This is a genomic window from Nocardioides baekrokdamisoli, from assembly GCF_003945325.1.
GTDB lineage: Bacteria > Actinomycetota > Actinomycetes > Propionibacteriales > Nocardioidaceae > Nocardioides > Nocardioides baekrokdamisoli.
In genome coordinates this window covers 1,949,210-1,972,464 of record NZ_AP019307.1, presented here as the reverse complement: position 1 = coordinate 1,972,464, position 23,255 = coordinate 1,949,210, and the positions used below count along the sequence as shown (strand labels likewise).

Sequence of the window (23,255 nt, the reverse complement as noted above, 5' to 3'; positions counted from 1 at the left end):
GTCACAAAGCGCCGGGTGCCCGAACTTCGGGCCAACTCTCTCCCAGGGCGGCCAGGAGACGGACCGCCTTGAGTTCGGCCTCGGCGTACTCCTCATCCACGGTGCTGCGCACCGTGATCCCGCCGCCGACACCGAGCGACCACGTTCGCGCATCGGCGCTGGTCAGCGTACGGATGATGACCCCGAGATCAGCGCGACCGTCGGACGAGATCCAGCCGAAGGCGCCCGAGTACGCCCCTCGCGCGGTGGTCTCGACCGCATCGATGATCTCCATCGTGCGCACCTTCGGCGCGCCGGTCATCGACCCGGCCGGGAACAGCGCCCGCAGCGCGGCCATCGTGTCGACTCCGTCGCGGAGGCGACCTCGTACGGTCGACACCAATTGATGCACCGAGGCGTACGACTCCACCTTCATCAGGTCCGGGACGCTGACGGTTCCGGGCTCCGCGACCATGCCGACGTCGTTGCGCAGCAGATCCAGGACCATCAGGTTCTCCGCACGCGTCTTGGGGTCCGTCTGCAGCCAATGAGCGAGGTCCGCGTCCTCCTCGGGGGTCGCTCCGCGCGGCGCGGTCCCCTTGATCGGCCGGGTCTCGATCCAGCGGTCGCCCGTCCGGTCGGGTGCCGTGATCAGCGCGTACCGCTCCGGGCTGCTCGACAGCAGCCAGGCCGAGGCGCCCGGCACGTCGTGCTGGAAGTAGCCGCCGTACGGAGCCGGATTGAGTCCACGCAGCCGGAGGTAGATCTCGGCGGGGTCATCGGTCGAGTGCCGAGTCATCCGGTACGTCAGGTTGGTCTCGTACGAATTGCCGGCGAGCAACTGGTCCTGCACCTGTCGGAAGGCCTGCGCGTACTCAGTTGGCACCTCTCCCGATCTTCCGAACGTTCGGAAGGCCGCCGCCGCACCGTCCGAACGTTCGGAAGATCCGGGGACGAGCAACTCGCCGGCCTCCGACCGTCGCACGTACGAAGGCCGCATCCAGACTGCGTCCGGGACGTCGGCGGAGGGCCGAGCCGGAAGATCGGTGCGGCAGGCGTACCCGAAATATCCGAACCATTGGCCGCCCTCCCCCATGAACGCCGCCAGAGCATCGAAGATGTCGGTGCCGATCACCTCCGCGCGCCCATCGCGGTGGAGGGTCACCTCACGGCGAGCCGCCGAATAGGTGAGCGAGGGGTCGGAGTCTTCGAGCCAGCCGATCAGCGAGGTCGTGCCCGCCCATTCCTGGGCGCCACCGCCGTCGAGCCAGAAGCATCGCGACTTGAGCGCGGCGACCTGGGCGAAATGCCGAGTCATCTCGGCGCCTGGGCGTTGAGGAAGTTCTCGATCAGGCGCGCGCCGTGCGTGGAGAGGATGGACTCCGGGTGGAACTGGACTCCGCTGATCGGCCGCTCCCGATGGCGTACGCCCTGCACCACGCCGTCCCCTGACGTCGCGGTGACCTCGATGATCTCGGGGATCCTTACCGCCGCGAGTGAGTGGTAGCGCACGGCCTCGAAGGGAGACGGGATGCCGTCGAACTCACACACCTGTGAGTGCGTCACCGACGCCACCTCTCCATGCGCCGGCCGCACACGAGCGACCGCGCCGCCGAAGTGCGTGACGATCCCCTGCATCCCCAGACACACCCCGAGGACCGGACGACCCAGATCGAGCACCGACCAGTCGTACTCGTCGGGATGGCCGGGGCCAGGCGACAGGACGAGGTGGGTGTACGCCGCCAACTCCTGCGCAGACACCTCGTCGTGCTCCACCACGTCGGGCAGGGACCCCGTGACCGAGGCGATCAGGTGCACGAGGTTCCAGGTGTACGAGTCGCGGTGATCGACCACGACGACTCGTACATCAGCCGAGGAGGCCACCGACCAGGTCGTGCAGCAGGCCGAAGCCCCGCTCGGTGAGGATCGATTCGGCATGGAACTGGATGCCGACGAAGCCGTCTCCGCGTACGAGGTGGATGTCGCCGGTCTCGGGATCCGCCTCGACCGTGACCCCGGCCGGCAGCTGGCCACCGACACCGTGCTTGCCCACAAAGGTGTTGTAGAAGCCGACCCGCTCGGTTCTCCCGGAGATCGACACCGGCGACTGGGTGCCCTGGAAGACGATGTCCTTGTACGCCAGCGGGATGCCGAGGCGGTCACAGAGCGTCTGGTGTCCCAGACACACAGCGAGGAACGGGGTCGACCCTCCGAGGAGCTTGTCGACCGCGGCACGCATGTTCGCGATCTTCTGGTCGGAGGCATCCCGAGGGTCACCCGGGCCCGGGCCGACGACGACGAGATCGGCGCCGGCGAAGGACGACTCGTCGTAGTCCTCACGCGCACGCACGACCGACGAGGTCATCCCCATCACGCCGAAGATGTGCCGCAGCATGTTGATGAACAGGTCTTCGCCGTCGAGGATCACCACATGCTTGCCCACCAGCGCGGGATCCTCGGCGGCACCCGACTGGTCGGTCAGCCAGAAGGACGACAGCCGGCGGTTGCGCTGGCCGAGTTCGATGATGACGTCCTCGTCGACGACGAGTTCAGCCAGGGACGAGGCCGAGGCGGGCGCGGCTTCGACGAGGCCGAAGGCCGACAGGATGCCACCGGCCTTCGCGTGTGTCTCCGCCACCTCATAGGCCGGTTCGGAGTCGCGTACGAGCGTGGCGCCAGCGGTCACCTTGAGGGCACCGTCGAGGGAGACGTCGGCGGTACGGATCACGATCGGGCTGTCGACGATCGGCGCACCGGTCTCGTCGCGCCCGAAGATCGCGAGCGCGGCACCGTAGTAGCCGCGGCCCTCCGGTTCGTACTGCTTGATCAGCCGGCAGGCGTTCTCGACCGGTGAACCGGTCACGGTCGCTGCGAACATGGTGTCGCGCAGGACCTCGCGCGGGTCCTTGGTCGTACGCCCCGCGAGCAGGTATTCGGTGTGCACGAGACGTGACATCGGCTTGAGGAACGGCCCGAGCACGGTGCCGCCCTCAGTGCAGATGTCGCACATCATCTTGAGCTCTTCGTCGACGACCATGAAGAGCTCGTAGATCTCCTTCTCGTCGCGAAGGAAGTTGATCAGCGCCGGCTTGACGTCGGTCGGCGGCACTCGGAAGGTCCCCGAGATCGGGTTCATCCGTACGTCCCCACCGTGCACCGACACGTGACGCTCCGGGGAGGCACCGATCAGGAACCGGTCACCGGTGAAGAAGACATAGGTCCAGTACGTCCCACGCTCGCGCTCGAGGAGGCGACGGAACACGGACAGCGCCACCTGCGCTCCGAAGTTCTCGACCTGGGCTCGGTAGTGGCGGCCGACCACCAGGTTGGCGCCCTCACCCTGACCGATCTCCTCGCGGATGATCGCCTCGACGACCTTCTCGTACCCCGCGTCGGAGGTGTCGAAACCGCCGCGGTCGGTGAAGGTGATCGGCACCTCGTCGATTGCCGCGATCACGTCCTCGACGGAGAACTCGAGTTCGGTCTCGATGTCGACGACCACCAGCGGCGTGCCGTCGTCGTGCGCTTCGAAGCCGCGCTCGGCGACCTGGCGGAACGGTACGGCGACCAACCGGTCGGCGACACGGCCCGGAGCGGGTACGCCCGTTTCCAGCGGAATGTCCATCAGGGAGGCGAGTTCGTGGCGGGCGCCACCGAGTACGCCGACGGTCGGCATGTCACCGGCGCGGGTCGAGCGGCGGATGATCGCCCAGGCCTCGTGCCCCTGGATCGCAGCGATGGCGTCCCTGGCGGAGGTGGTCGAAGTCATGCGCCGAGCGTAGTTGCTGGCCCCGCCCGGATTCGCGTGGATATCGACGTGTGGATCGGGGACCACCGAGGTCGAACCGTTCGTATGACTGACACGGGACGCGTGTGACGGCATGCTGATCCGATGCGCAGAATCATGGTCGTCGCCGTGACGATCGGCCTCCTGCTGGGGATCGGTGCGGGCGCGAGTGCCGCGACGGCACCCACGGCTCCGCAGAACGTCGTCGCCCATGCGACGGCCGCCGACGAGATCACGGTGTGGTGGTCGGCACCGGCAAGCACTGGTGGCGGGTCGTTGACCTACACGATCACGTCGACCATGACCCCGCCGGACGGACCCTCGACGGCAGGTCCGAGCGCACAGCCCGGCGCGGCAACGTCGTGGACCTTCACCGGCCTGACGCCGGGCACCAAGTACACGTTCACGGTGATCGCCAGCAATGGCATCGCGGGTCCCGGGGCGTCCTCAGCCCCGACGATCGCCACGGAGACCGTGTTGCCCACCCACGGCACGCTGTCGATCTCCGGCACGCAGCAGTACCTGCAGACCCTGACCGCAGTCCCGTACGCCTGGGGCAGCACCTCCATCTACCGGTTCCAGTGGTCGGCCGGGGGGACGCCGATCGCCAACGCGACCGGCGTGCATTTCCGGATCGCCGATCCGGCTCTGGTCGGCCAGCAGCTGACCGTGTCGATGTGGGTGAGCAACAACACCGGCCCCGGCTACATCGACTCCGCCGAACAACGAGCCAGCACCGGATCGATCAGCCCGGCACCGCTGCCCGGCGTCGCGTACATCGGCGGCAACGCAACCGCGGGACAGACCTGGTACGCCCGCACCGCGGGATGGCCGAGCGGGACCACCCTCACCTACCAGTGGACCCTCGACGGGCAAGCGATCGCCACGACCGCGTCGTACCTCGTGCCCAATCAGTTGGGCTCCATGGTCGGACTGACGGTGACGGCCACGCCGTCCAACCAGCCGGGCTACACGACGACGATCGTGACGGTTCCAGCGCTGCGGCTGCAGCCCTCCAACCCGCTCGCGGGCGAGCTGTGGCCGGCCGACATGAGCGCCGGTGGCTGGGACCACGACCTCGTCTGGGACTACGTGCACTCGACGGGGACGGCACACACCCTCCAGGCCAAGATCGCGACCCGACCGCGGGCGACCTGGTTCGGCGGTTGGAACTCACCGTCGCTGGCGGCGTCGCTGGTCAAGGGCTACATCGCGGCCGTCCAGAACGGCAATCCGAAGTCGCTGGTGACGCTGACGCTGCACACGATCTGGACCATCGACGGCCTCAGCGAGGACACCCGCAACAAGCCGCTCACAGCCACCCAGCAGGCCGACTACAAGAAGTGGATGACCGCGGTCGCCGGCGCGATCGGCACCTCTCGGGTCGCGATCATCATGGAGCCCGATCTGGCCGAGCTGCCGAAGGCGATGACCGGCAGCCTCAACACTGCCGACCCCGTCGTACGCGCCAAACTCGTCGGCTGGGCGACACAACTGCTGGCTCGCAACGCCAACGCCGCGATCTATCTCGACTCCGGCGACAGCGACTGGCAGAGCGTCAAGACCATGGTCCCGTGGCTCAAGCTGGCGGGCATCCAGTACGCCCGCGGCTTCGCCCTCGGCGCGACGCACTACGCGACGGCGACCGACGACATCACGTACGGCACCGCCATGGTGAAGGCACTCACGGACGCGGGCGTACCGGCGAAGAACGCGCACTACGTGATCGACACCGCCGACAACGGGCAGGGGTTCACCTGGGCCCAGTACGCGGCGAAGTTCGGCGGCGGCTCGTTCAACAACGCGGCTCCCTGCCGTACGACGACCGGGCCGGCACCGTGCGCGTCCCTCGGCGTTCCGCCGACGTGGCAGGTGACCGACACTGCCCTGCCGCTCACCGCTTCGCAGAAGTTCTACGCGATCCGTCAGCTCGACGGCTATCTCTGGTTCAGCCGACCGTGGCTCCCGTGGCAATCCGGCGCGTACTCCCCGGCGCTCGGGCAGCAGTTGGCGGCATCTAGTCCGTACGCGTGAGATCTCGAGCCATTCGGTCCTCCACCTCGAGCACGACTCCCGCCATAGTTGAGTCCATGCGCAGAATCACGATCGCTGCTGCCGTGGTGAGTCTTCTGATGGGGCTGCCCTCGGCCCCGAGCTCCGCGTCGACACCTCCGGCTCCAGCCAATCCTCTGGCTGGCGGCCCGTGGAACCCCCCGAACGGCCCGTACCAGTACAAATGGGACGGACCGGCGTGGGTGAGCCAGAACGGCACCGTGTACGCCCCGGCGGCGATCCAGAACCGGCCGCGGGTGACCTGGCTGCCGGGTCCCAGCGACAAGTCGCGTACGCCGATCTCCTCGCAGATCTCGACCCAGATGGACATGCTGCGCAAGTACATCGCCGCGAGCCAGAACGGCAACCCGCAGGCGTTGACCCAACTGGCGATCTTCGGGATCTTCTCCGTCCAGGGTGGCGAGGGCTACATCCACACCCCGATGACCAGCGCCGAGGTCGCGAACTACCACACCTGGATCACCGCGGTCGCCCAGACGTTGGGTCAGACCCGGGTGGCCATCGTCCTTGAGCCCGACCTCGCGATCACCACCAACCCGCGTACGACCAACGCCGCGACCCGCCAGCAGATGACGAACTGGGCTGCGTACTGGTTCAAGAGCCACAACCCGAGGGCCACGGTGTACCTCTCTGCAGGTGACGCCGACTGGCTCACCCCGACCCAGGCAGCCAACCTGCTCAAGGCGTCCGGCATCCAGTACGCGCGGGGCTTCGCGCTGGGCGACACCCACTACTCGACGGTCGGGTCCGACGTCATGCAGGGCACGGCGATCGTGAAGGCGCTCGGATCGCTCGGCTACCCCGGCCGGCACTTCGTGGTCGACACCTCCGACAACGGGCGCGGCTTCGGTTTCAGTCAGGACCCGAGCCGAGCGGTGTGTGCCTCGAAGTCCTCGCGTGCGCCGTGCGTGACGCTGGGCGTACCGCCGACGTGGCAGGTGACCGATCCGCGGATCGGTCTGACGTCGACGCAGGCGTACTACGCGTTGCGACTCCAGGACGCCGACCTGTGGATCGGTCGCCCGTGGAACCAGGACCAGGCGTGGCCGTTCCTGCCAGCGCGCGCCAAGCAGCTCGCCGCCTCGAGTCCGTACGCCTGAGGGACGTACGGCCCGTCCGCGGCGTCGCCGCTCGCTCGACGGCCCTCAAGGCCGCCTTCGCTCGCGCTCCTTGCGGCCGCGCGCGTACCTCCCCCAGGCCCTCAGCTGACGGTCGTGAGGAACTGGGTCGCGCGGGTCAGGACGACGTAGAGCGTCGATCGACCGGTCGGCGCCTCGTCCTCGATCTCCTGAGGGCGTACGACGACGATGGCGTCGAACTCCAGACCCTTGGTGTCGAGACCGGTCAGGACGACGATCCGGTCGGACCCGGACGGCGCGAGCGAGCGGTTTGCGGCTGCCGCGGCCGCTGAGGGCGCGTCCGGCGCGAGGTCGTCCCACGAGGAGAGCCACCCGTTGACCTCGCTCCGCCGTGCGGCCGGGACAACGATGCCGACCGTGCCACTGACCTGGCCAGCGACCTCGGCGACCGCCGCCCGGGTGGCGGCTTCGAGGTCGTGGACCGGGCCGGTCACGGTCGGTTCGACACCTGTACGCCGGACCGCCGTCGGCAGGTCGGCATTGAGCCCGACCCGTTCGGCGTACGCGGCAGCGAAGGCGTAGATCTCTGAGCTGTTGCGGTAGTTCGTGGACAGGTGGAACGAGTGGACCGGCTTGCCCTCGAGCGCCGTGGCCCGAGCCTCGGCCGCCTCGGCGGCAATCGGCCACGAGGACTGCGCCGGGTCTCCGACGATCGTCCAGGTCGCCGTACGCCCGCGCCGCCCGACCATCCGCCACTGCATCGGTGACAAGTCCTGCGCCTCGTCGATCAGGACGTGGGCGTACCCGTCGTCGTCGATCCGGAAGGTCGGCGCCTTCCAGCCGGGGCCGGTCGCGTACTCGCGGTCGGCGGCGGTGAGCAGCTCGGACACGTTGATGCCGAGTTCCTCGTCGCGTTCGTCGACCACCTCGGGGAGGTCCCCCAGGGCGTACCGCAACTCGTCCAACAGCGGGATGTCCTGGACGGACAGGTCGGTCGCCCCGGCCCAGGACTTCACCAGCAGCGCTCGCTCGTCGTGGCTGAGGATGCGATCGCTCACTCGCACCAGGAAGGCCTCATCTGCCAGCCACCCGAGCACCTGACGCGCATCCAGTGGCGGCCACCACGCGGCCACGAAGTCGAGGAAGCGCGGATCGTCGAGCAGCGTGTCCTCGAACGCCTCCTTGCCGCGCTCCCGTCCACGCTCGCTCTTGACCTGACGCCACAGGGTGTCCAGAAGGGTCTGCGGGACGCTGCGGATCTGCTGGTTGCGACGGCCCTTGGACATGATCGTGCGGCGCAGATCGTTGAGCCGGCCCCGGTCGAGTTGCAGCACGTCATCGCGGTAGAAGAGACGGAAGCTCTCCGGCGCACCGGGGACGCCCTGGCGCGCGGTACGCCGCATCACCTCTGCCATCCGGCCGGAGCCCTTGACCTCGGCCACGTACGGGTCGTCCTGACGGACGGTGCGTACGCCGTCGACAACCTCACCGAGGCTGCGAAGCGCGACCGCAGTCTCGCCGAGCGAGGGCAGCACCCGCTCGATGTAGCGCATGAAGACCCCGGACGGCCCGACGACCAGGACGCCTCCGGCCTCGTACTTCCGGCGGTCGGTGTAGAGCAGGTACGCAGCCCGGTGCAGCGCGACCACGGTCTTGCCCACACCAGGTCCGCCCGAGATCGAGGTGACACCCTTGGCCGGCGCCCGGATCGCCTTGTCCTGTTCAGCCTGGATGGTCGCGACGATCGAGTGCATGGTGCGGTCGCGAGCGCGGCTCAGCTGAGCCAGCAGTGCACCCTCGCCCACGATCGGGAGGTTGGTCCCGACAGTGTCGTCGAGCAACTCGTCCTCCACCGCGACGACCTGCTTGCCCGCGGAACGCAGGACGCGGCGGCGTACGACACTCTGCGGCTCGGCGGCGGTCGCCTGGTAGAAGACCGCTGCCGCTGGCGCACGCCAGTCGATCAGCAGCGAGTCGCGGCTGTCGTCGCGGAGCCCGATGCGGCCGATGTAGCGCGGAGCGGGATCGAGCTCCGCGCGGAGATCGAGCCGGCCGAACACCAGACCCTCGTGAGCAGCATCGAGCTGGGCGATGCGCTTGGCCGCCTGGAAGACCATGGCGTCACGTTCGACCAGGCCACCCTCGTGGCCCAACTTGCCGCGGGCGATGCCTTCCTTGGCCAGGTCCGCAGCGGCCTCAGCCGAGGCTTCCAACTGCACGTAGACGCGGTCGACGAACGCCTGCTCCTGCGCGATCTCGCGCTGTGCGACGTCGTCCTGTGAAGCTGTGGTCAAGGCAGTCCCTACGCTTGAAAATCGAGCGATCCAGACTAGCAACCGACACGGTTCTGCGTCGCCTCGCGAGCGGGAGCCGTGCGTCACATCCCGCTGGGACTCAGTGCCAACCCTCGCTGAACTGCCGACCCGACCACAGCCAACTGCCGTACGGGTCGGGGTCGCGTCGGACCCTTGGTTGGCGCAATGCGGCGGGAGCGAGGTCGACGATGAATCGCGGCAACATCAGCTGGACAAGCGGACCGATGAGGAGCGCGTACGCCAGCGTGGCCACGCCGAACACACCCCCGAGCAGCAGCCCGACGACCACGACCGTGATCTCCAGGCCTGTACGCACCACGCCGATCGGCCATCCGGTACGACGGTGCAGGCTGGTCATCAGGCCGTCGCGCGGACCGGGACCGAGTTGGGCACCGATGTACATCGCGGTGGCGACTCCGTTGCCGACGATGCCCGCAGCCGCGAAGGTGATTCGCCCGGACATCGCGTGCGGCGTACTGATCAGGTGGAGTGCCACATCCGCAGCGGCGCCGATCAGGATCGTGTTGAGCACCGTTCCGAGCCCCGGCATCTCCCGCAGGGGGATCCACAGCAGCAGGACGAGGACTCCGACCAGGATGACCACGGTTCCGAAGCTCAGCCCGATGCGGACCGAGAGGCCCTGGTGGAACACGTCCCAGGGGTCGTTGCCGAGCTTCGCGCGGACCATCAACGCCATCGTGAACCCATAGACGACCAGCCCGACGACGAGCTGGACCAGCCGCCGCGGCAGGCGGCCCGCGGTCAGCTGCTCACGGGGGCTGAGGCGACCCAGGACGGGTGCTGATGTGGACTTCATACGGTCCATGAAATCTCGAAGTGGCCTTTCTTGAAATAGCCACTTGAGGCATACTGGCCTCATGAAGCGTGTGCTCAATGCCACTCGGGTGGCCGCCTTGATCGGCGACTTCGACCGATCGCCGGCGTACGAGGGCGTCGCCCATGGACTGCGCGACCTGATCATCGCCGGCCGCATCCCCACGGGCATCCGCCTCCCGAGCGAGCGCGAGCTGACCGAAGCCCTCGGCGTCAGCCGCACGACCGTCGCCCGCGCGTACGCACTGCTGCGCGAGCTCGGCTTCCTGGAATCACGTCAGGGCTCCGGGTCCGTCGCGGTCCTCCCGCAGTCCGACACCCACCGCGGCGACCACTTGTTGCGGCCCACCGACGGCGGAGTCGTCGCGGGCGACGTCATCGACCTCACCTGCGCCGCGCCCTCACCCGGCCCCGGGCTGATGCGGGCGTACGAGCGCGCCACGGCCGAGCTCGCTCCGTACCTCGGCGGGACGGGCTACTACCCCAGTGGGCTGCCGAGTCTGCGCGAACTGGTGGCGGCGACCTTCACCGATCGTGGCGTGCCGACGTCCGCCGATCAGATCCTGGTCGTCCCGGGCGCACTGGCCGGACTCGCGGTCGCCGCTCGGGCCCTGCTGTCCGCAGGCGACCGGGTCGTGGTCGAGAGCCCGACCTATCCGAACGCGATCGCGGCTCTCACCGAGGCGGGCGCACGCGTCGTCGGCGTGGACACCTCCGACCGCGGCTGGGATCCCACGACGATGGCCGCGACGATCCGGCAGGTCAGCCCTCGACTCGCCTACCTCGTGCCGGACTTCCACAACCCGACCGGAGCACTGATCGGTGACGAGGCCCGCGACATCGTCGCCCGCGAGCTCGTACGCGGCCGCACCACCGCCGTGGTCGACGAATCAATGCTCGACGTCGATCTCGACGGTGGCCCGTTGCCGCGGCCATTCGCCGCGTACGCCGCCGACACGATCACGCTCGGCAGCATGAGCAAGGGCTACTGGGGTGGCCTCAGGGTCGGGTGGATCCGCGCTCCCCGAGACCGGATGGACGCCCTCATCGGCGCGCGTCTGAGCCTCGATCTCGGGACGCCCGTGTTCGAGCAACTGGTGGCCATCGAGCTGTTGCAGAGCCGCGAGGAGACCCTGGCCCACCGGCGTACGACCTTGCGCGCCTCCCGCGACGCTGCGCTCTCCGCGCTCGCCACCCACCTGCCCGACTGGCGGGTGGCCCGGCCACGCGGCGGCCTGAGCCTGTGGTGCGAGCTGCCGGAGTCAGGGGCGTCGGCCTTGGCCCGCGAGGCGACCCGACACGGCGTACTGCTGACGCCCGGACCAGCCTTCGCGCCCGAGGGCGGCATGGACCGTTACCTGCGAGTGCCGTACGCACTGCCGCCGGAGACGATGACCGAGGCCGTGACCCGGATCGCCGCCGCGTGGCGCGAGACGCTGGATCTCCCGAAGGGTCTCACGACACCTAGACGGACGTTGGTCGCCTGAGTCGACTACGACTGCCGCCTTCCGCGGCGGGACCTCCTCGCTCGGCACGATTGCCCGCGCGAGCGCGGCATTCAGCCTCGCTCGTCAGCCCTTGGGCCGGCTGAAGAAGGCCGTCATCGCGGCCCGAGCCTCATCCGAGGCGAACAGTGCGGCCGACGACGTCGCCATCTCCTCACCCAGCGCATCGATCCGCGCGACCAGGTCGGCGTTGAGCAGCTTCTTCGTCTCGCGCAGTCCGGACGGCGCACCCTGCGAGAGTTCGCCGACCACGCGGCCGACCTCGGCGTCCAGATCATCGGCCGCTGTCGTGATGAGGCCCCATTCGGCTGCCTCAGCCGCGGTGAACGTCGCACCCGAGAGGAAGGTGTAGGACGCGGCACGAGGTGCCATCTTCGGGAGGATCGACAACGAGATCGAGTACGCAGCCAGCCCCAGCCGGACCTCAGTCAACGCGAAAGTCACCGCCGACGAGGCAATGGCGATGTCGGTCGCGGCCACGATGCCGAGGCCGCCGGCGCGTACCGGGCCCTGGATCCGGGCCACCACCGGCTTGGCCGACGTCGCGATCGTGCGCTGGAGGAGGTTGATGGCGCGCAGGCCCTCGGTCATGTCACCGGACCCGGCTTCGGACAGATCCGCGCCGGAGCAGAAGACCTTGCCCTCGGCGGCGAGGACGATCACGGTGACATGTTCATCGGCCTCGGCGGCCGCGAGCGCGTCGAACAGCTCGGTCACGAGCTGGCGCGACAACGCGTTGCGGTTGTGTTGGGAGTCGAGAGTGATCGTGCCGATGCCGTCGGCAACGCTCAGGTGGACGAGTTCACTCACGGGGGTCTCCTTCACTGGGGCCGAACGATTCGTGCGGCCCGAAATGGTCGTCGGGAATGCGGCTGCGTTTGAATCCTGCTCCGGTGCGGCGGCGTACGGTGCGCCCCACCTTCTGCATCCAGGTGGGGTCCATGACGACGTCGTACGTGGTGCCGTCGCGGCCGTCGAACGAGACCGCGATGGTCTGGAACCCCTTGTGTCGCTGCATCAGCACATAGGAGGCGTACGCCCGGCGGTCGGCGTCGGTGAGGTCCACCTTGTCGGTGAACGGTGTCAGCAGGGCCCGCGGCCAGAGTCGCCGTGCGAGGACCACGTTGATCTCGACGCCGATCACGCTGAAGATCGCCGCCAGATAGATGAAGACCATCAACCCGAGGACGAAGCCGAAGTCCTTGTTCATTCCGGACGCGCCCCGGATGACGTGTTCGACGTAGAACGCGCCGATCCACTGCAGGCCCAACCAGGACAGTGCGAAGAAGAAGGCACCGGGGGCCGCGTTGCGCAGCGGATGTTCACGCGTGGTCGCCATCCGGAAGAGCAGCGTCAGCACGCACCCGGTCAGCAGCAGCGAGACGAACGACAAGGCCCAACTGATCGGCGCGGACAGGGAAGTTCCCCAGACCTTCGTGTCCGTCGCGAGCGTGGCGAGGATCGATCCGATCAGCAGCGCAAGCCCAGCAGTGGCCAGCATCACCAGGCTCCGCAGGCGGGTGACGATCGGGTTGAAGCGGCTGTTCTTCGGCACCGACCACGCGATGTTCACGGTGTTCTGGATCGCCTGCCCGAGGCCGAGCGCACCGTACGTGGCGGCCACCGCGCCGACGATCACACCGACCGTGGAGCCATGCAACCTCTGAGCCTTGAGATCGTTGCCGATGATCGGGAACTGGCTCAGGGCGGAGTTCAGCAACTGGTTCTGGAGGTCCTCGTTGCCACGCAGGAAGAAGCCCAGGATCGACGCCCCCAACAGCAACAACGGGAAGATCGCGATGAAGGCGTAGTAGGTGACGATCGCGGCCAAGTAGTTCCCCGAGTCATCGAAGAACTTGTAGACCACGCTCAGCGGGAATCCGATCCACGGATGGGTGCGCTGATAGCGATCCCATCGCTCGGACATCCCCACCGGTGCAGCGTATCTGGGTCCCACGCCGCCGCGTGGTCGGACACAATGACCCGCATGACCGACTTCGCCGTTCCGCCACCCCCACCGCCGCTGTCCACGACGTACGCGCACTGGGGCCTGCGCCTCGGCGCACTTGCTGGACGGGCTGTTCAGCTCGCTCGCCGTCGCGCCGCTGTGGGTGGGCTACATCATGATCTTCAGCCACCTGCACACCGATCAGACGGTGACTCGGTATTCGGACGGCTACGCCTACACCGAGCCGACCATGAAGTTCGACCTGTCCGGTGGCATGCTCGGCCTTGCGATCGTCCTGATCATCATCGGTGTCGTCGCTGGTCTCGCCTTCGGCATCTGGAACCTGATGATCAGACAGGGCCGCACCGGCTACTCCCTCGGCAAGGGGATCGTCGGCATCAAACTGATCCGCGAGGACAACGGTCAGCCGATCGGAGCCTGGCTTGCCCTGGGTCGCGCGCTCCTTCACATCCTCGACGCGCTCCCGTGCTACATCGGCTACTTCTGGCCGCTGTGGGACAAGAAGCACCAGACCTTCGCGGACATGATCGTCGGCACGGTCGTGATCGAGGCCCAGAAGGTCTGACCGACCCCGTTGCAGCGCCTTGTGCGCACCAGCCGGTGCCATGGCGCGCGCTGGTGCGCACACGAGCTGATCAGTACGACTTCGGCAAGCCCAACGAGTGCATGGCGATGAAGTTGAGGATCATCTCCCGACTGACCGGAGCGATCCGGCCGAGTCGAGCTGCGACCAGCATGTTCGCCAGGCCGTACTCGACCGTGAGGCCGTTCCCGCCATGGGTGTGCACCGCGACATCGGCCGCATTGCAGGCGATCTCGCCGCCGGCGTACTTGGCCATGTTGGCGTACTCGCCGGCTCCGAAGTCGTCGCCGGCGTCGTAGAGCGCCGCGGCTTTCTGCCACAACAGACGTGCCTGCTCGAGTTCGATCTTGACCTTCGCCAGCGGGTGCTGGATGCCCTGGTGAGCACCGATCGGCTGGTCCTTCCAGACCGAGCGGATCTTGGCGTACGTCACGGCCTTGTCCAGTGCGTACCGTGCCATGCCGCACGACAGCGCGGCGCCCATGATGCGCTCGGGGTTGAGTCCCGCGAAGAGCTGCCAGATGCCGCCGTCCTCGTCACCGACGAGCGCGTCGTGGGGGACGCGTACGCTGTCCAGGAACAGCGTGAACTGCTTCTCCGGAGCGGACCAGCCCATCGGGATGACCTGCTTGCTGAAGCCCTCCGAATCCGTCGGGACGACGAAAAGCGCCGGCTTGAGTTTGCCGGTCCTGGCATCGGCGGTACGCGACACGATGAGGATCGACTGGGCCTCGTCCACACCCGAGATGAAGGTCTTCTGCCCGTTGAGAACCCAGCCGTCGCCGTCACGCGTCGCGGTGGTGGTGATGTTGTGGGCGTTCGAGCCGGCGTCGGCCTCGGTGATGCCGAAGGCCATCAGCAGCGAGCCGTCGGCGATGGCCGGCAGCCAGCGCTTCTTCTGCTCCTCGGTGCCGCAGCGGTTGATGATCGAGCCGCAGATGGCAGGCGAGACCACCATCATCAGCAGCGGGGCGCCAGCGGCCGACGTCTCCTCGAGGACTGCGGCTAGGTCGGCCATCCCGCCGCCACCGCCGCCGTACTCCTCGGGGATGTTCACCCCGAGGAAGCCGTTGCGTCCCATGTCGAGCCACAGGTCAGTGGTCTTGCCACCTTCCTTGGCCTGCTTCTCGATGTACGCGTGGCCGTACTTGCCGGCGATGCCCTTGACGGACTCCCGCAGCGCGAGGCGCTCGTCGGTCTCACTAAAGCTGGTCATTCGGCTGACTCCTCATCGGGCGTGACGACGGCCAGCACCGCGCCGGCGTCCACCTGGCTGCCCTCGCGGACGTCCAGTTCGGTGACCGTGCCGGCGTACGGCGCGGCGATGGTGTGCTGCATCTTCATGGCTTCCATGACCACGAGGGGCTGACCTTCCTCGACCCGGTCGCCGACCGCGGCGCGGATCGAGATGACGCTGCCAGGCATCGGAGCGAGCAACGATCCGACCGCCACCTGGGTGGCGGGGTCGATGAACCGCGGCCGACGCTTGAGCGCCACGTGTCCGAGCGCCGATTCGACGTCGACATGGGCGCCGTCGAGATGGACCACGAACGCCCGGCGTACGCCGTCGGTCTCCAGGACGACCGCATCCGCAGCGGCCGAGATCACCTTGGTGGTCGTGAGGTCCGGCGAGGTGTACGCGCGCCCGCCGTACCAGCGGACGTCGAAGTCCTCATCCCCCACCAGGAACCCGGTGGTCTGCGGCTGCGAGGGCACGTTGCGGAAGCCGGCCGGGATCCTCGACTGGTACGTCGAGTGGGCGCGGGCGTACTCGGCGAGTGCCACCGATGCGGCCAAGCCGGACAGTGCAAGCGCGTCGGCATCGACGGGGCTGGCGCCGAGCTGAGCGAGATCCGCGCCGTCGAGCCAGGTCGTCTCCATCGTGGCACCGGTGACGACCGGGTCGCGGAGCAGGTTGACGAGCAGGTCGCGGTTGGTCTTGAGACCGTGGATCTCGGCATTCGCCAACGCGGCGGCAAGTCGGCGCAGCGCCTCGTCGCGGTTGTCGGCCCAGACAATGACCTTGGCGATCATCGCGTCGTAGAACGTACCGATCTCGTCGCCGCTGTCGACCCCGGAGTCGAGGCGTACGCCGTGGCGCAGCGTCTCGAACTCGCTGACGATGCCGGGCACCTCGAACCGGGTGATCCGGCCCGACTGGGGTTGGTAGTTGTGCGACGGGTCCTCGGCGTAGAGGCGTACCTCGATCGCGTGGCCGCGGGGCTCACCGACTTGGACGTTGGCAAGCGAGCGGCCCTCGGCCACGGCGATCTGCATCGCCACCAGGTCGACACCGAAAATGGCCTCGGTGACTGGGTGCTCCACCTGGAGGCGGGTGTTCATCTCCAGGAAGTAGAAGCGGTCCTTCTGGACGTCGTACAGGAACTCGACGGTCCCGGCGCCGCGGTAGTCGATGGCCTCGGCGGCCTTGCGGGCAGCTTCGTGCAGCGCCTCACGGGTCGCCTGCGGCAGAGCCGGCGCCGGCGCCTCCTCGATGACCTTCTGGTGACGACGCTGGACCGAGCAGTCGCGCTCACCGAAGACGATGGCGCCGTCCACGGTGCCCATGACCTGGACCTCGATGTGGCGACCGGACTGGATGTACGGCTCGACGAAGACCGTGCCGTCGCCGAAGGCCGACGCGGCCTCGGACTGGGCGATCGCGATCTCGTCGGCGAGCTTGTCGAGGTCGCGCACGATCCGCATGCCGCGACCGCCACCACCGGCGCTGGCCTTCACGAGTAGGGGCAGGTCCTCGACGGTCGCCGTGTCGACGCCGCCGTGCCCGCTTGCTTCGTCGCCAGAGGCGACGAAGTTGCCGAGGACGGGCACGCCGGCGGCTTCCATCAGCTTCTTGGACTCGATCTTCGAGCCCATCCTCTCGATCGAGGACGGGTCCGGTCCGATCCAGGCGATGCCCGCATCGCGTACAGCCTGGGCGAAGGCGGCGTTCTCCGACAGGAAGCCGTAGCCCGGGTGGATCGCGTCGGCGCCTGCCCGCTTGGCGGCCTCGATGACGAGGTCGGCCCGCAGGTAGGTCTCGGCAGGAGTGTTGCCGGGGAGGTGGATGGCCACGTCCGCATCGCGTACGAACGGCATGTTGGCGTCGGCGTCGGAGTGGATCGCCACGGTCTGGATGCCGAGTTCGCGACACGTACGGAAGACGCGCCGGGCAATCTCGCCACGGTTCGCCACCAGGAGGGTGCCGATCTGGCGCGCAGAGTCTTGACTACGTACAAGGGTGGTCATGATCGTCCTTCACATTCGGAAGACGCCGAAGCCGCCTTCGACGCCCTTGATCGGGAGGTTGGCAATGACCGACAGGCAGATCGCCAGGACGGTACGGGTGTCGCGCGGATCGATGACGCCGTCGTCGTAGACCATCCCGGACATGAATTCCGGGACCGCCTGCTCGTCGATGGAGGCGGTCACGAACGCCTTGATCCCGGCGAACTCCTCCTCGTTGAAGGGCACGCCCTTCTTCTCGGCAGCCTCGCGGGACACGATCTCCATGACGCCAGCGAGCTGCTCCGAGCCCATCACGGACGACTTCGAGTTCGGCCACGCGAACAGGAAGCGCGGGTCGTACGCACGGCCCGACATGCCGTAGTTGCCGGCGCCGAACGAGCCACCGATGTTGATGGTCAGGTGCGGGACCTTCGAGTTGGCCACCGCGTTCACCATCATCGCGCCGTGCTTGATGATGCCGCCCTGCTCGTACTCCGCTCCGACCATGTAGCCGGTGGTGTTGACCAGGAACAGGATCGGGGTGTCCTTCTGGTTGCACAGCTGGATGAACTGCGCCGCCTTCTGGGCCTCCTGGGAGAAGAGCACACCGCGCGCGTTGGCGATGATGCCGATCTGGTGACCGTGCAGACGCGCCCATCCGGTGGAGAGCGAGGAGCCGTACAGGGGCTTGAACTCGTCGTACGGCTGCTCGTTGTCGGGACTGGTGCCGTCGACGATCCGCAGGATCACCTCGCGCGGGTCGAACGGCTCCTTGAGGTCGGTCGGGATGACGTCGAGCAGGCCCTCGACGTCGAGGTCCGGGTCAGCGAACGTCGCCGGCGGGACGAAGCCCTTCTTCCGCCAGTTGAGGCGGGAGACGATTCGACGCGCGATCCGGATCGCATCGTTCTCGTCCTCGGCCAGGTAGTCACTGGAACCGGAGACGCGCGAGTGCATCTCGGCACCACCGAGCGTCTCATCGTCGGAGACCTCACCGGTCGCCATCTTGACCAGCGGCGGGCCGGCGAGGAACACCTTGGCGCCCTCCTTGACCATGACGACGTAGTCGCTCATGCCGGGGATGTACGCGCCGCCGGCAGTGCAGTTCCCGAAGACGACCGCGATGGTCGGCTGCCGGTTCGCGCTCGCGTTGGTGATGTTGCGGAACGCCATGCCGCCCGGGATGAAGATGTCCTTCTGGTGCGGCAGGTCGGCGCCGCCGGACTCGACCAGGTTGATCACCGGGAGCTGGTTCTCCTTGGCGATCTGACTCGCGCGAAAGCCTTTCTTCAGGCCGATCGCGGTGAGCGTGCCGCCCTTCACGGTCGGGTCGCTGGCGATGATCATGCACTCGACGCCCTCGACGACACCGATGCCGGTGACGACACCGCCGCCGAGCGACTGGTTCTGTCCGAAACCGGCCAGCGGCATCAGTTCGAGGAACGCCGAACCCTCGTCGATCAGCAGTTCGATGCGCTCGCGCGCCCAGAACTTGCCGCGCTCGTGGTGGCGGACCATGTATTTGTCGCCGCCGGCATGAATGCTCTGCTGGTGCAGGTCATCTATGTGGGCGATCTTGGCCGTGATCGCCTCGCGACGCTGCTCCTCGACCGTCAGTTCTGCTGTCATCACTGCCTCCGTCATCCCTGTGCCGCCGCGTAACCGAGGTGGCGTGCGGCCAGATCAGCCAGCACCTCGGTCGAGCCGCCACCGATCGGGAGCAGACGCGCGTCGCGGAAGTGCCGCTCGACCTCGGTCTCCCGCATGTACCCCATCCCGCCGTGCAACTGAACCGCCATGTCGGCGACCGCCACCGCGGTGTCAACGGCCGTCTCCTTGGCCAGACAGGCCTCCGCGACGACAACCTCACCGGCGTCGTGCCGGCGCGCAACTTCAAGCGTGTACGACCGCGCCACCGCGACCTGCCGGTGCATTTCGGTCAGCTTCTGGCGTACGACCTGGTTGGCGGCCAGCGGCTTGCCGAACGCGACCCGGTCCTGGCAGTACTGCGCCGCGAGCTGCAGGCAGCGCATCGCGTGGCCGTAGCCCATCGTGGCGAGCCAGATCCGCTCGACGACGAAGTTCTCGGCGATGTAGTAGAAGCCGTGGTTCTCCTCGCCGATGAGGTTCGAGTACGGCACTCGCACGTTGTCGTACGTGAGCTCGCCGGTGTCAGAGGCCAGCCAGCCCATCTTGTCGAGCTTGCGGGAGACCGAGAAGCCGGGCGTCCGCTGACCATCCGGGCCGTAGGCGGGGACGACGATCATCGAGATGCCGTGCGCGCCGGTGTCGGCCGTACGCACCGCAGTGGTGACGAAGTCACCACGGACGCTGGAGGTGATGAACATCTTCGCGCCGTTGATCACCCACTCGTCGCCGTCGCGCACGGCGCGGGTGGTGAGACCCGCGACGTCGGATCCGGTGCCGGGTTCGGTCACGCCGAGCGAGCCGATCATGTCGCCGGCCAGCGTGGGGCGTACGTAGCGGTCGATCAGCTCGGGCGAGCCGTGCTGGATCAGGTGCGGCAGGGCGATGCCGTGGGTGAAGGCCGAGGCCATCAGCCCGCCGGACCACCCGGCCGACATGAAGCCCTCCTGCATCACACACAGGTCCGTCAGGGTGCCGCCGTCGCCACCGGCCTCCTCGGGGAGACCGACCGCGATCAGACCTGCCGCGGCGAGCTTCTTCTGGAACTCACGCGGGATCTCGCCGTCGCGTTCCCACTGCTCGATGTGCGGCGACACCTCCCGCTTGGTGAACTCAATGGCCGAGTGCTTCAGCGCAAGCTGCTCCTCGGTGAGGCCGTAGTCGAAAGCCTTGGCGTAGTCGGTCACAGGGCGTCCTTTCCAAGAAGGTCTTCGGGAATGTCGATGATGCGGGCTCGCAGCCACTCGCCGAGGCCCTTGGCCTGGGGGTCGAAGCGGACGCCCTCGGCGACACCGGCGCCGAGCCAGCCGTGGATGACGACGTTGACCCCGCGAAGGTTCGGCAGCGGCACGATGTCGACGGGCATGTCGGCGGCCTCCGGGATCAGGGTCTTCACCCACTCCTCGGTCACGGTGGCCAGCAGCCAGTCGACCGCCGCGTCGGGCTTGCCCTGGGGGATCCAGAGGCCGACGTTCGCGTTGCCGCCCTTGTCGCCGGAGCGCGCGTACGCGAGCTGGCCGAGTTCGCTTCGAATCATGCCCACAGGAGATGCACCTCTTCCGTGACGGTCCCGGCAGGGATGTAGCCGGGGGTGTAGACGCCGTAGACGGACGGCTTGCCCGGAGGCGCCGTGACGTGGAAGCCCGGGTAGCTGGCCAGGACCTGCTCGAAGACCGGACCCGTGAAGGCTTTGCCCACCGCTGACTCATCAGTCGACCAGGCGATCAGGCGCAGCAGCGTGGCCGCGCCCTCCTCGGTGGGTGAGTCCGGGGCGGGTACGCGGAAGCTCGTCCAGGTATGGCGCAGCCCGTCGGGCAGCACGTCCTCGACCTGGCGCTTGATCAGCGCGCCCTTGGCCTCGATGTCGAGGCCGGTGAGGACGAACTCGACCGTGTTGCGATAGCCGCCGACGTTGTTGACCGCGACCTTCGTCTTGTCTGGGGCGGCGGAGCCCTTCGTGCCGGTGATCTCGACACGGTCCTCGCCGACCTGCTCCAGCCGGATCGTGGTGAGGTCCGTGGTGACGTCGGGGTTGAGGTACGCCGAGCCCTGGATCTCGTACATCAACTGCGCCGTGACGGTGTCGACGGTGACGTTGCCGCCGGTGCCGGCGTGCTTGGTGATGATGCAGGAGCCGTCCGCGGCCATCTCGGCGATCGGGAAGCCGAGCGGCTTGGAGAAGTCGATGTCGAGGAACCCACTGAAGTTGCCGCCGGTCACCTGCGTACCGCACTCGATGACATGGCCGGCGATGACCGCGCCCGCGAGCTGGTCGTAGTCATCCTTCTTCCAGTCGAAGGCGGCGATCGCCGGGCCCATCACCACGGCGGCATCAGTGACGCGGCCGGTGACGACGACATCGGCGCCGGCCCTGAGCGCTTCGGCGATGCCGAAGGCCCCGAGGTAGGCGTTGGCTGTAAGCGCTCCAGGGAAGTGTTCCGTGCCGCGCAGGTCGTCACCGTCGATGTAGGCAACCCTGGCGCTGGTGCCCAGCGCCTCGATCTGCTCGGCAAGTCCCTTGGGGTTGAGCCCGCCGGCGTTGGAGACGATCTTCACGCCCTTGCTCATCGCGAGCTCGAGGCAGTCGTTGATCTGCGTGAGGAACGTACGCGCATGACCCAGGCTCGGATCCCGGAAGGTGTCCTTGCCGAGGATCAGCATGGTGAGCTCGGCGAGCCAGTCGCCGGTCAGGTAGTCGAGTTCGCCGTCCTCGAGCATTTCGCGCATCGCGCTGAGGCGATCGCCGTAGAAGCCGGAACAGTTGCCGACGCGGATCATGCGTTGCCTCCTTGTACGGGCCTGCCACCGCCGGCAGGGCCGGCGAAGCACTGGGCGATGCCGAGCCACTGCTCGGCGTCCGCGCCGCTCGCCACCAGATCGGTGTCGGCGCGGTTCACGCGCTGGGTGACCAGGCGTGCAAAGTCGTACGCACTGCCGGTGACCGTCTGCTTCGCGTCCTCCGGACCCCACGACCACACGTCCTCGTGCGGCCCGACCAGGTCAACCCGGAACTCGTCGGCGGGCGCCTCGAGACCGTTGTTGGCGAACGCGAAATTGCGGGTACGTACGCCGATGCTGGCGATGTGGCGGAGCCGATCGGTCGGCGCGACCGTGACGCCGACAGCATCGGCGATGTCGAGCCCGTGCGCCCAGGTCTCCATCAGGCGGGCCGTCGCCATGCTGGCCGCGGACATGGGGGGGCCGAACCACATGATCTTCTGGCCGTCGGGGACCGTCCGCAGCTTGGCGTCCAGGTCCGCGCGCGAGGCCTGCCACCGGGCCAGCAACTCAGTGCCCGTGAGTTCCTTCGCGAGCGCGTACGCCTCGGCATCGACGAAGCCCGTCGGGTCGGCGATCGCCTTCATCACGACCGCGTCCCAGGCGTCCTTGTCGCCGAAGGTGCCGGTGATGGCGTGCACCGAATTCTCGTCGGTCCACAGGAGGTGGGCGATCGTGGTGGCGATGTCCCAGCCATCCGCCGGGGTCATGGTGCGCCAGCCCTCTTCGGTCAGGCCCGAGACGAGCGACTCGACGGCCGCCCCCTCAGCCGCGAGGTCAGCGAGGACCTCATCAACGATGGGCGACGCTCCGCGTCGCTGCTCGCTCGCATTCATGCCAACTCCTTCTCGAGGGTCAGTGCCCACTGGTCGAGGATGTGGTTGCGACGCGCAGCGTCGTCGCTCAGTGCGCTGGCCAGACCGAGTCCGCGGACCAGATCGAGAGTGGCCTGAATGAGTTCACGTACTCCTGAGCGGGACTCGTCCGCGTGGAGCAATTCGACGGTCAAGGCATGGGTCTGCCGACCGACCTCCCGCTCGAGCCGGAACACCTCAGCCCGCAACGCCTCGTCCGTCCGGGCCGCGACCCAAAGTTCGAGTGCGGCCATGAACACCGGCGAGGTGAAGTGATCAGCCAGCATCTCCAGCACGGGACGCGTACGCGCGCCGGTGATCCGGTCCGCCTTGGCACGAAGGTCGTCGTCACGGCTGCTCATCACGTGGGCAACGGCAGCGACGACGAGGTCATTCTTCGACGGAAAGTGGTGCAGCAGCGCACCGCGTGACACTCCTGCTCGCTCGGCGACCGACATGGTGGTCGTCGCGGCGAAACCCTCAGTGGCCAGCAGGTCCGCGGTCGCGTCGAGCAGCCGCTGGCGCATCACACGAGTCCGCTCCTCCTGCGGAACGCGTACGACGGCCTGGGTCACGGGTACAGCCTGTCCCATGACATACAAACAGTCAAGCCTGACTTTTAGT

At 67.8% G+C, this 23,255-nt stretch carries 19 protein-coding genes; 4 read left to right on the top strand and 15 right to left on the bottom strand.

All coding sequences use genetic code 11. The annotated features are described in order from the left end of the window. Position 1 precedes the first annotated feature (1 nt). From KCTC_RS09575 to KCTC_RS09565, 3 genes are read right to left on the bottom strand one after another with little or no spacing between them, the layout of a single operon-like run. Positions 2 to 1,297, bottom strand: coding sequence for an anthranilate synthase component I family protein (locus KCTC_RS09575; RefSeq protein WP_125568954.1), 1,296 nt, complete (start codon positions 1,295 to 1,297; stop codon positions 2 to 4). Next, positions 1,294 to 1,833, bottom strand: coding sequence for an anthranilate synthase component II (locus tag KCTC_RS09570; RefSeq protein ID WP_231998672.1), 540 nt, complete (start codon positions 1,831 to 1,833; stop codon positions 1,294 to 1,296). The genes KCTC_RS09575 and KCTC_RS09570 overlap by 4 nt, the downstream gene beginning before the upstream one ends. 13 nt (positions 1,834 to 1,846) lie before the next feature. Then, on the bottom strand, positions 1,847 to 3,748 hold the full coding sequence (locus tag KCTC_RS09565) for an anthranilate synthase family protein (protein WP_125568950.1): 1,902 nt from the start codon (positions 3,746 to 3,748) through the stop codon (positions 1,847 to 1,849). 123 nt (positions 3,749 to 3,871) lie between these two features. On the opposite strand from KCTC_RS09565, the gene KCTC_RS09560 reads away from it, so the two are divergent. Then, positions 3,872 to 5,800, top strand: coding sequence for a glycoside hydrolase family 6 protein (locus KCTC_RS09560; protein ID WP_125568948.1), 1,929 nt, complete (start codon positions 3,872 to 3,874; stop codon positions 5,798 to 5,800). Positions 5,801 to 5,856: 56 nt separating this feature from the next. Continuing rightward, positions 5,857 to 6,939, top strand: a complete 1,083-nt coding sequence (locus KCTC_RS09555) for a glycoside hydrolase family 6 protein (RefSeq protein WP_125568946.1) — start codon at positions 5,857 to 5,859, stop codon at positions 6,937 to 6,939. Positions 6,940 to 7,040: 101 nt separating this feature from the next. Here KCTC_RS09555 and KCTC_RS09550 read toward each other — a convergent pair whose 3' ends face one another. Continuing rightward, the gene (locus tag KCTC_RS09550; RefSeq protein WP_125568944.1) at positions 7,041 to 9,212 is read right to left on the bottom strand and encodes a HelD family protein; all 2,172 of its coding nucleotides are present in this window, start codon (positions 9,210 to 9,212) and stop codon (positions 7,041 to 7,043) included. Between the two features lie 100 nt (positions 9,213 to 9,312). Continuing rightward, positions 9,313 to 10,050 (bottom strand): membrane protein YczE, encoded by a 738-nt coding sequence (gene yczE / locus KCTC_RS09545; RefSeq protein ID WP_179951400.1) that lies wholly within the window; start codon positions 10,048 to 10,050, stop codon positions 9,313 to 9,315. 61 nt (positions 10,051 to 10,111) lie between these two features. Between yczE and yczR the strand changes: the two genes are divergently transcribed. Continuing rightward, a complete protein-coding gene (gene yczR / locus KCTC_RS09540) occupies positions 10,112 to 11,554 on the top strand; it encodes a MocR-like transcription factor YczR (RefSeq protein ID WP_125568942.1) in 1,443 nt (480 codons plus the stop codon). Between the two features lie 84 nt (positions 11,555 to 11,638). Here the strand turns inward: yczR and KCTC_RS09535 are convergent, their stop codons facing one another. Both KCTC_RS09535 and KCTC_RS09530 read right to left on the bottom strand, forming a co-directional pair. Then, a complete protein-coding gene (locus KCTC_RS09535) occupies positions 11,639 to 12,382 on the bottom strand; it encodes an enoyl-CoA hydratase-related protein (RefSeq protein WP_231998671.1) in 744 nt (247 codons plus the stop codon). Then, a complete protein-coding gene (locus KCTC_RS09530) occupies positions 12,375 to 13,499 on the bottom strand; it encodes a YihY/virulence factor BrkB family protein (protein ID WP_125570106.1) in 1,125 nt (374 codons plus the stop codon). The genes KCTC_RS09535 and KCTC_RS09530 overlap by 8 nt, the downstream gene beginning before the upstream one ends. A gap of 139 nt (positions 13,500 to 13,638) precedes the next feature. On the opposite strand from KCTC_RS09530, the gene KCTC_RS09525 reads away from it, so the two are divergent. Further along, entirely contained in the window at positions 13,639 to 14,106 is a 468-nt protein-coding gene (locus KCTC_RS09525; RefSeq protein WP_125568938.1) for an RDD family protein, read from the top strand. A 70-nt stretch (positions 14,107 to 14,176) separates the two neighbouring features. Here KCTC_RS09525 and KCTC_RS09520 read toward each other — a convergent pair whose 3' ends face one another. Genes KCTC_RS09520 through KCTC_RS09490 form a run of 8 tightly spaced genes read right to left on the bottom strand, consistent with a single transcriptional unit; the run spans position 14,177 to position 23,206 of the window. Then, positions 14,177 to 15,340, bottom strand: coding sequence for an acyl-CoA dehydrogenase family protein (locus KCTC_RS09520; protein ID WP_125568936.1), 1,164 nt, complete (start codon positions 15,338 to 15,340; stop codon positions 14,177 to 14,179). After that, complete coding sequence (locus tag KCTC_RS09515) at positions 15,337 to 17,373, bottom strand: acetyl/propionyl/methylcrotonyl-CoA carboxylase subunit alpha (protein WP_125568934.1); 2,037 nt, start codon at positions 17,371 to 17,373, stop codon at positions 15,337 to 15,339. Before KCTC_RS09515 ends, KCTC_RS09520 begins: the two co-directional genes overlap by 4 nt. Before the next feature lie 9 nt (positions 17,374 to 17,382). Then, positions 17,383 to 18,981, bottom strand: coding sequence for an acyl-CoA carboxylase subunit beta (locus KCTC_RS09510; RefSeq protein WP_125568932.1), 1,599 nt, complete (start codon positions 18,979 to 18,981; stop codon positions 17,383 to 17,385). A gap of 11 nt (positions 18,982 to 18,992) precedes the next feature. Continuing rightward, positions 18,993 to 20,186, bottom strand: a complete 1,194-nt coding sequence (locus KCTC_RS09505) for an acyl-CoA dehydrogenase family protein (RefSeq protein ID WP_125568930.1) — start codon at positions 20,184 to 20,186, stop codon at positions 18,993 to 18,995. Continuing rightward, positions 20,183 to 20,536 carry an AtuA-related protein gene (locus KCTC_RS15055; protein ID WP_231998670.1) on the bottom strand — a complete coding sequence of 118 codons (354 nt, stop codon included), beginning with the start codon at positions 20,534 to 20,536 and terminating at the stop codon, positions 20,183 to 20,185. Before KCTC_RS15055 ends, KCTC_RS09505 begins: the two co-directional genes overlap by 4 nt. Continuing rightward, on the bottom strand, positions 20,533 to 21,777 hold the full coding sequence (locus tag KCTC_RS09500) for an acyclic terpene utilization AtuA family protein (protein WP_231998669.1): 1,245 nt from the start codon (positions 21,775 to 21,777) through the stop codon (positions 20,533 to 20,535). The genes KCTC_RS15055 and KCTC_RS09500 overlap by 4 nt, the downstream gene beginning before the upstream one ends. Further along, positions 21,774 to 22,613 (bottom strand): TIGR03084 family metal-binding protein, encoded by an 840-nt coding sequence (locus KCTC_RS09495; protein ID WP_125568928.1) that lies wholly within the window; start codon positions 22,611 to 22,613, stop codon positions 21,774 to 21,776. The genes KCTC_RS09500 and KCTC_RS09495 overlap by 4 nt, the downstream gene beginning before the upstream one ends. Continuing rightward, positions 22,610 to 23,206, bottom strand: a complete 597-nt coding sequence (locus tag KCTC_RS09490) for a TetR/AcrR family transcriptional regulator (protein WP_231998668.1) — start codon at positions 23,204 to 23,206, stop codon at positions 22,610 to 22,612. Before KCTC_RS09490 ends, KCTC_RS09495 begins: the two co-directional genes overlap by 4 nt. Positions 23,207 to 23,255: the final 49 nt, after the last annotated feature.

What these genes read in the sequence shown, in the direction of transcription:
- KCTC_RS09575 (WP_125568954.1), bottom strand. Translation starts at nt 1,297, where the DNA reads ATGACTCGGCATTTCGCCCAGGTCGCCGCGCTCAAGTCGCGATGCTTC.
- KCTC_RS09565 (WP_125568950.1), bottom strand. Translation starts at nt 3,748, where the DNA reads ATGACTTCGACCACCTCCGCCAGGGACGCCATCGCTGCGATCCAGGGG.
- KCTC_RS09560 (WP_125568948.1), top strand. Translation starts at nt 3,872, where the DNA reads ATGCGCAGAATCATGGTCGTCGCCGTGACGATCGGCCTCCTGCTGGGG.
- KCTC_RS09555 (WP_125568946.1), top strand. Translation starts at nt 5,857, where the DNA reads ATGCGCAGAATCACGATCGCTGCTGCCGTGGTGAGTCTTCTGATGGGG.
- yczE (WP_179951400.1), bottom strand. Translation starts at nt 10,050, where the DNA reads ATGAAGTCCACATCAGCACCCGTCCTGGGTCGCCTCAGCCCCCGTGAG.
- yczR (WP_125568942.1), top strand. Translation starts at nt 10,112, where the DNA reads ATGAAGCGTGTGCTCAATGCCACTCGGGTGGCCGCCTTGATCGGCGAC.
- KCTC_RS09530 (WP_125570106.1), bottom strand. Translation starts at nt 13,499, where the DNA reads ATGTCCGAGCGATGGGATCGCTATCAGCGCACCCATCCGTGGATCGGA.
- KCTC_RS09520 (WP_125568936.1), bottom strand. Translation starts at nt 15,340, where the DNA reads ATGACCAGCTTTAGTGAGACCGACGAGCGCCTCGCGCTGCGGGAGTCC.
- KCTC_RS09515 (WP_125568934.1), bottom strand. Translation starts at nt 17,373, where the DNA reads ATGACCACCCTTGTACGTAGTCAAGACTCTGCGCGCCAGATCGGCACC.
- KCTC_RS09510 (WP_125568932.1), bottom strand. Translation starts at nt 18,981, where the DNA reads ATGACAGCAGAACTGACGGTCGAGGAGCAGCGTCGCGAGGCGATCACG.
- KCTC_RS15055 (WP_231998670.1), bottom strand. Translation starts at nt 20,536, where the DNA reads ATGATTCGAAGCGAACTCGGCCAGCTCGCGTACGCGCGCTCCGGCGAC.
- KCTC_RS09500 (WP_231998669.1), bottom strand. Translation starts at nt 21,777, where the DNA reads ATGATCCGCGTCGGCAACTGTTCCGGCTTCTACGGCGATCGCCTCAGC.
- KCTC_RS09495 (WP_125568928.1), bottom strand. Translation starts at nt 22,613, where the DNA reads ATGAATGCGAGCGAGCAGCGACGCGGAGCGTCGCCCATCGTTGATGAG.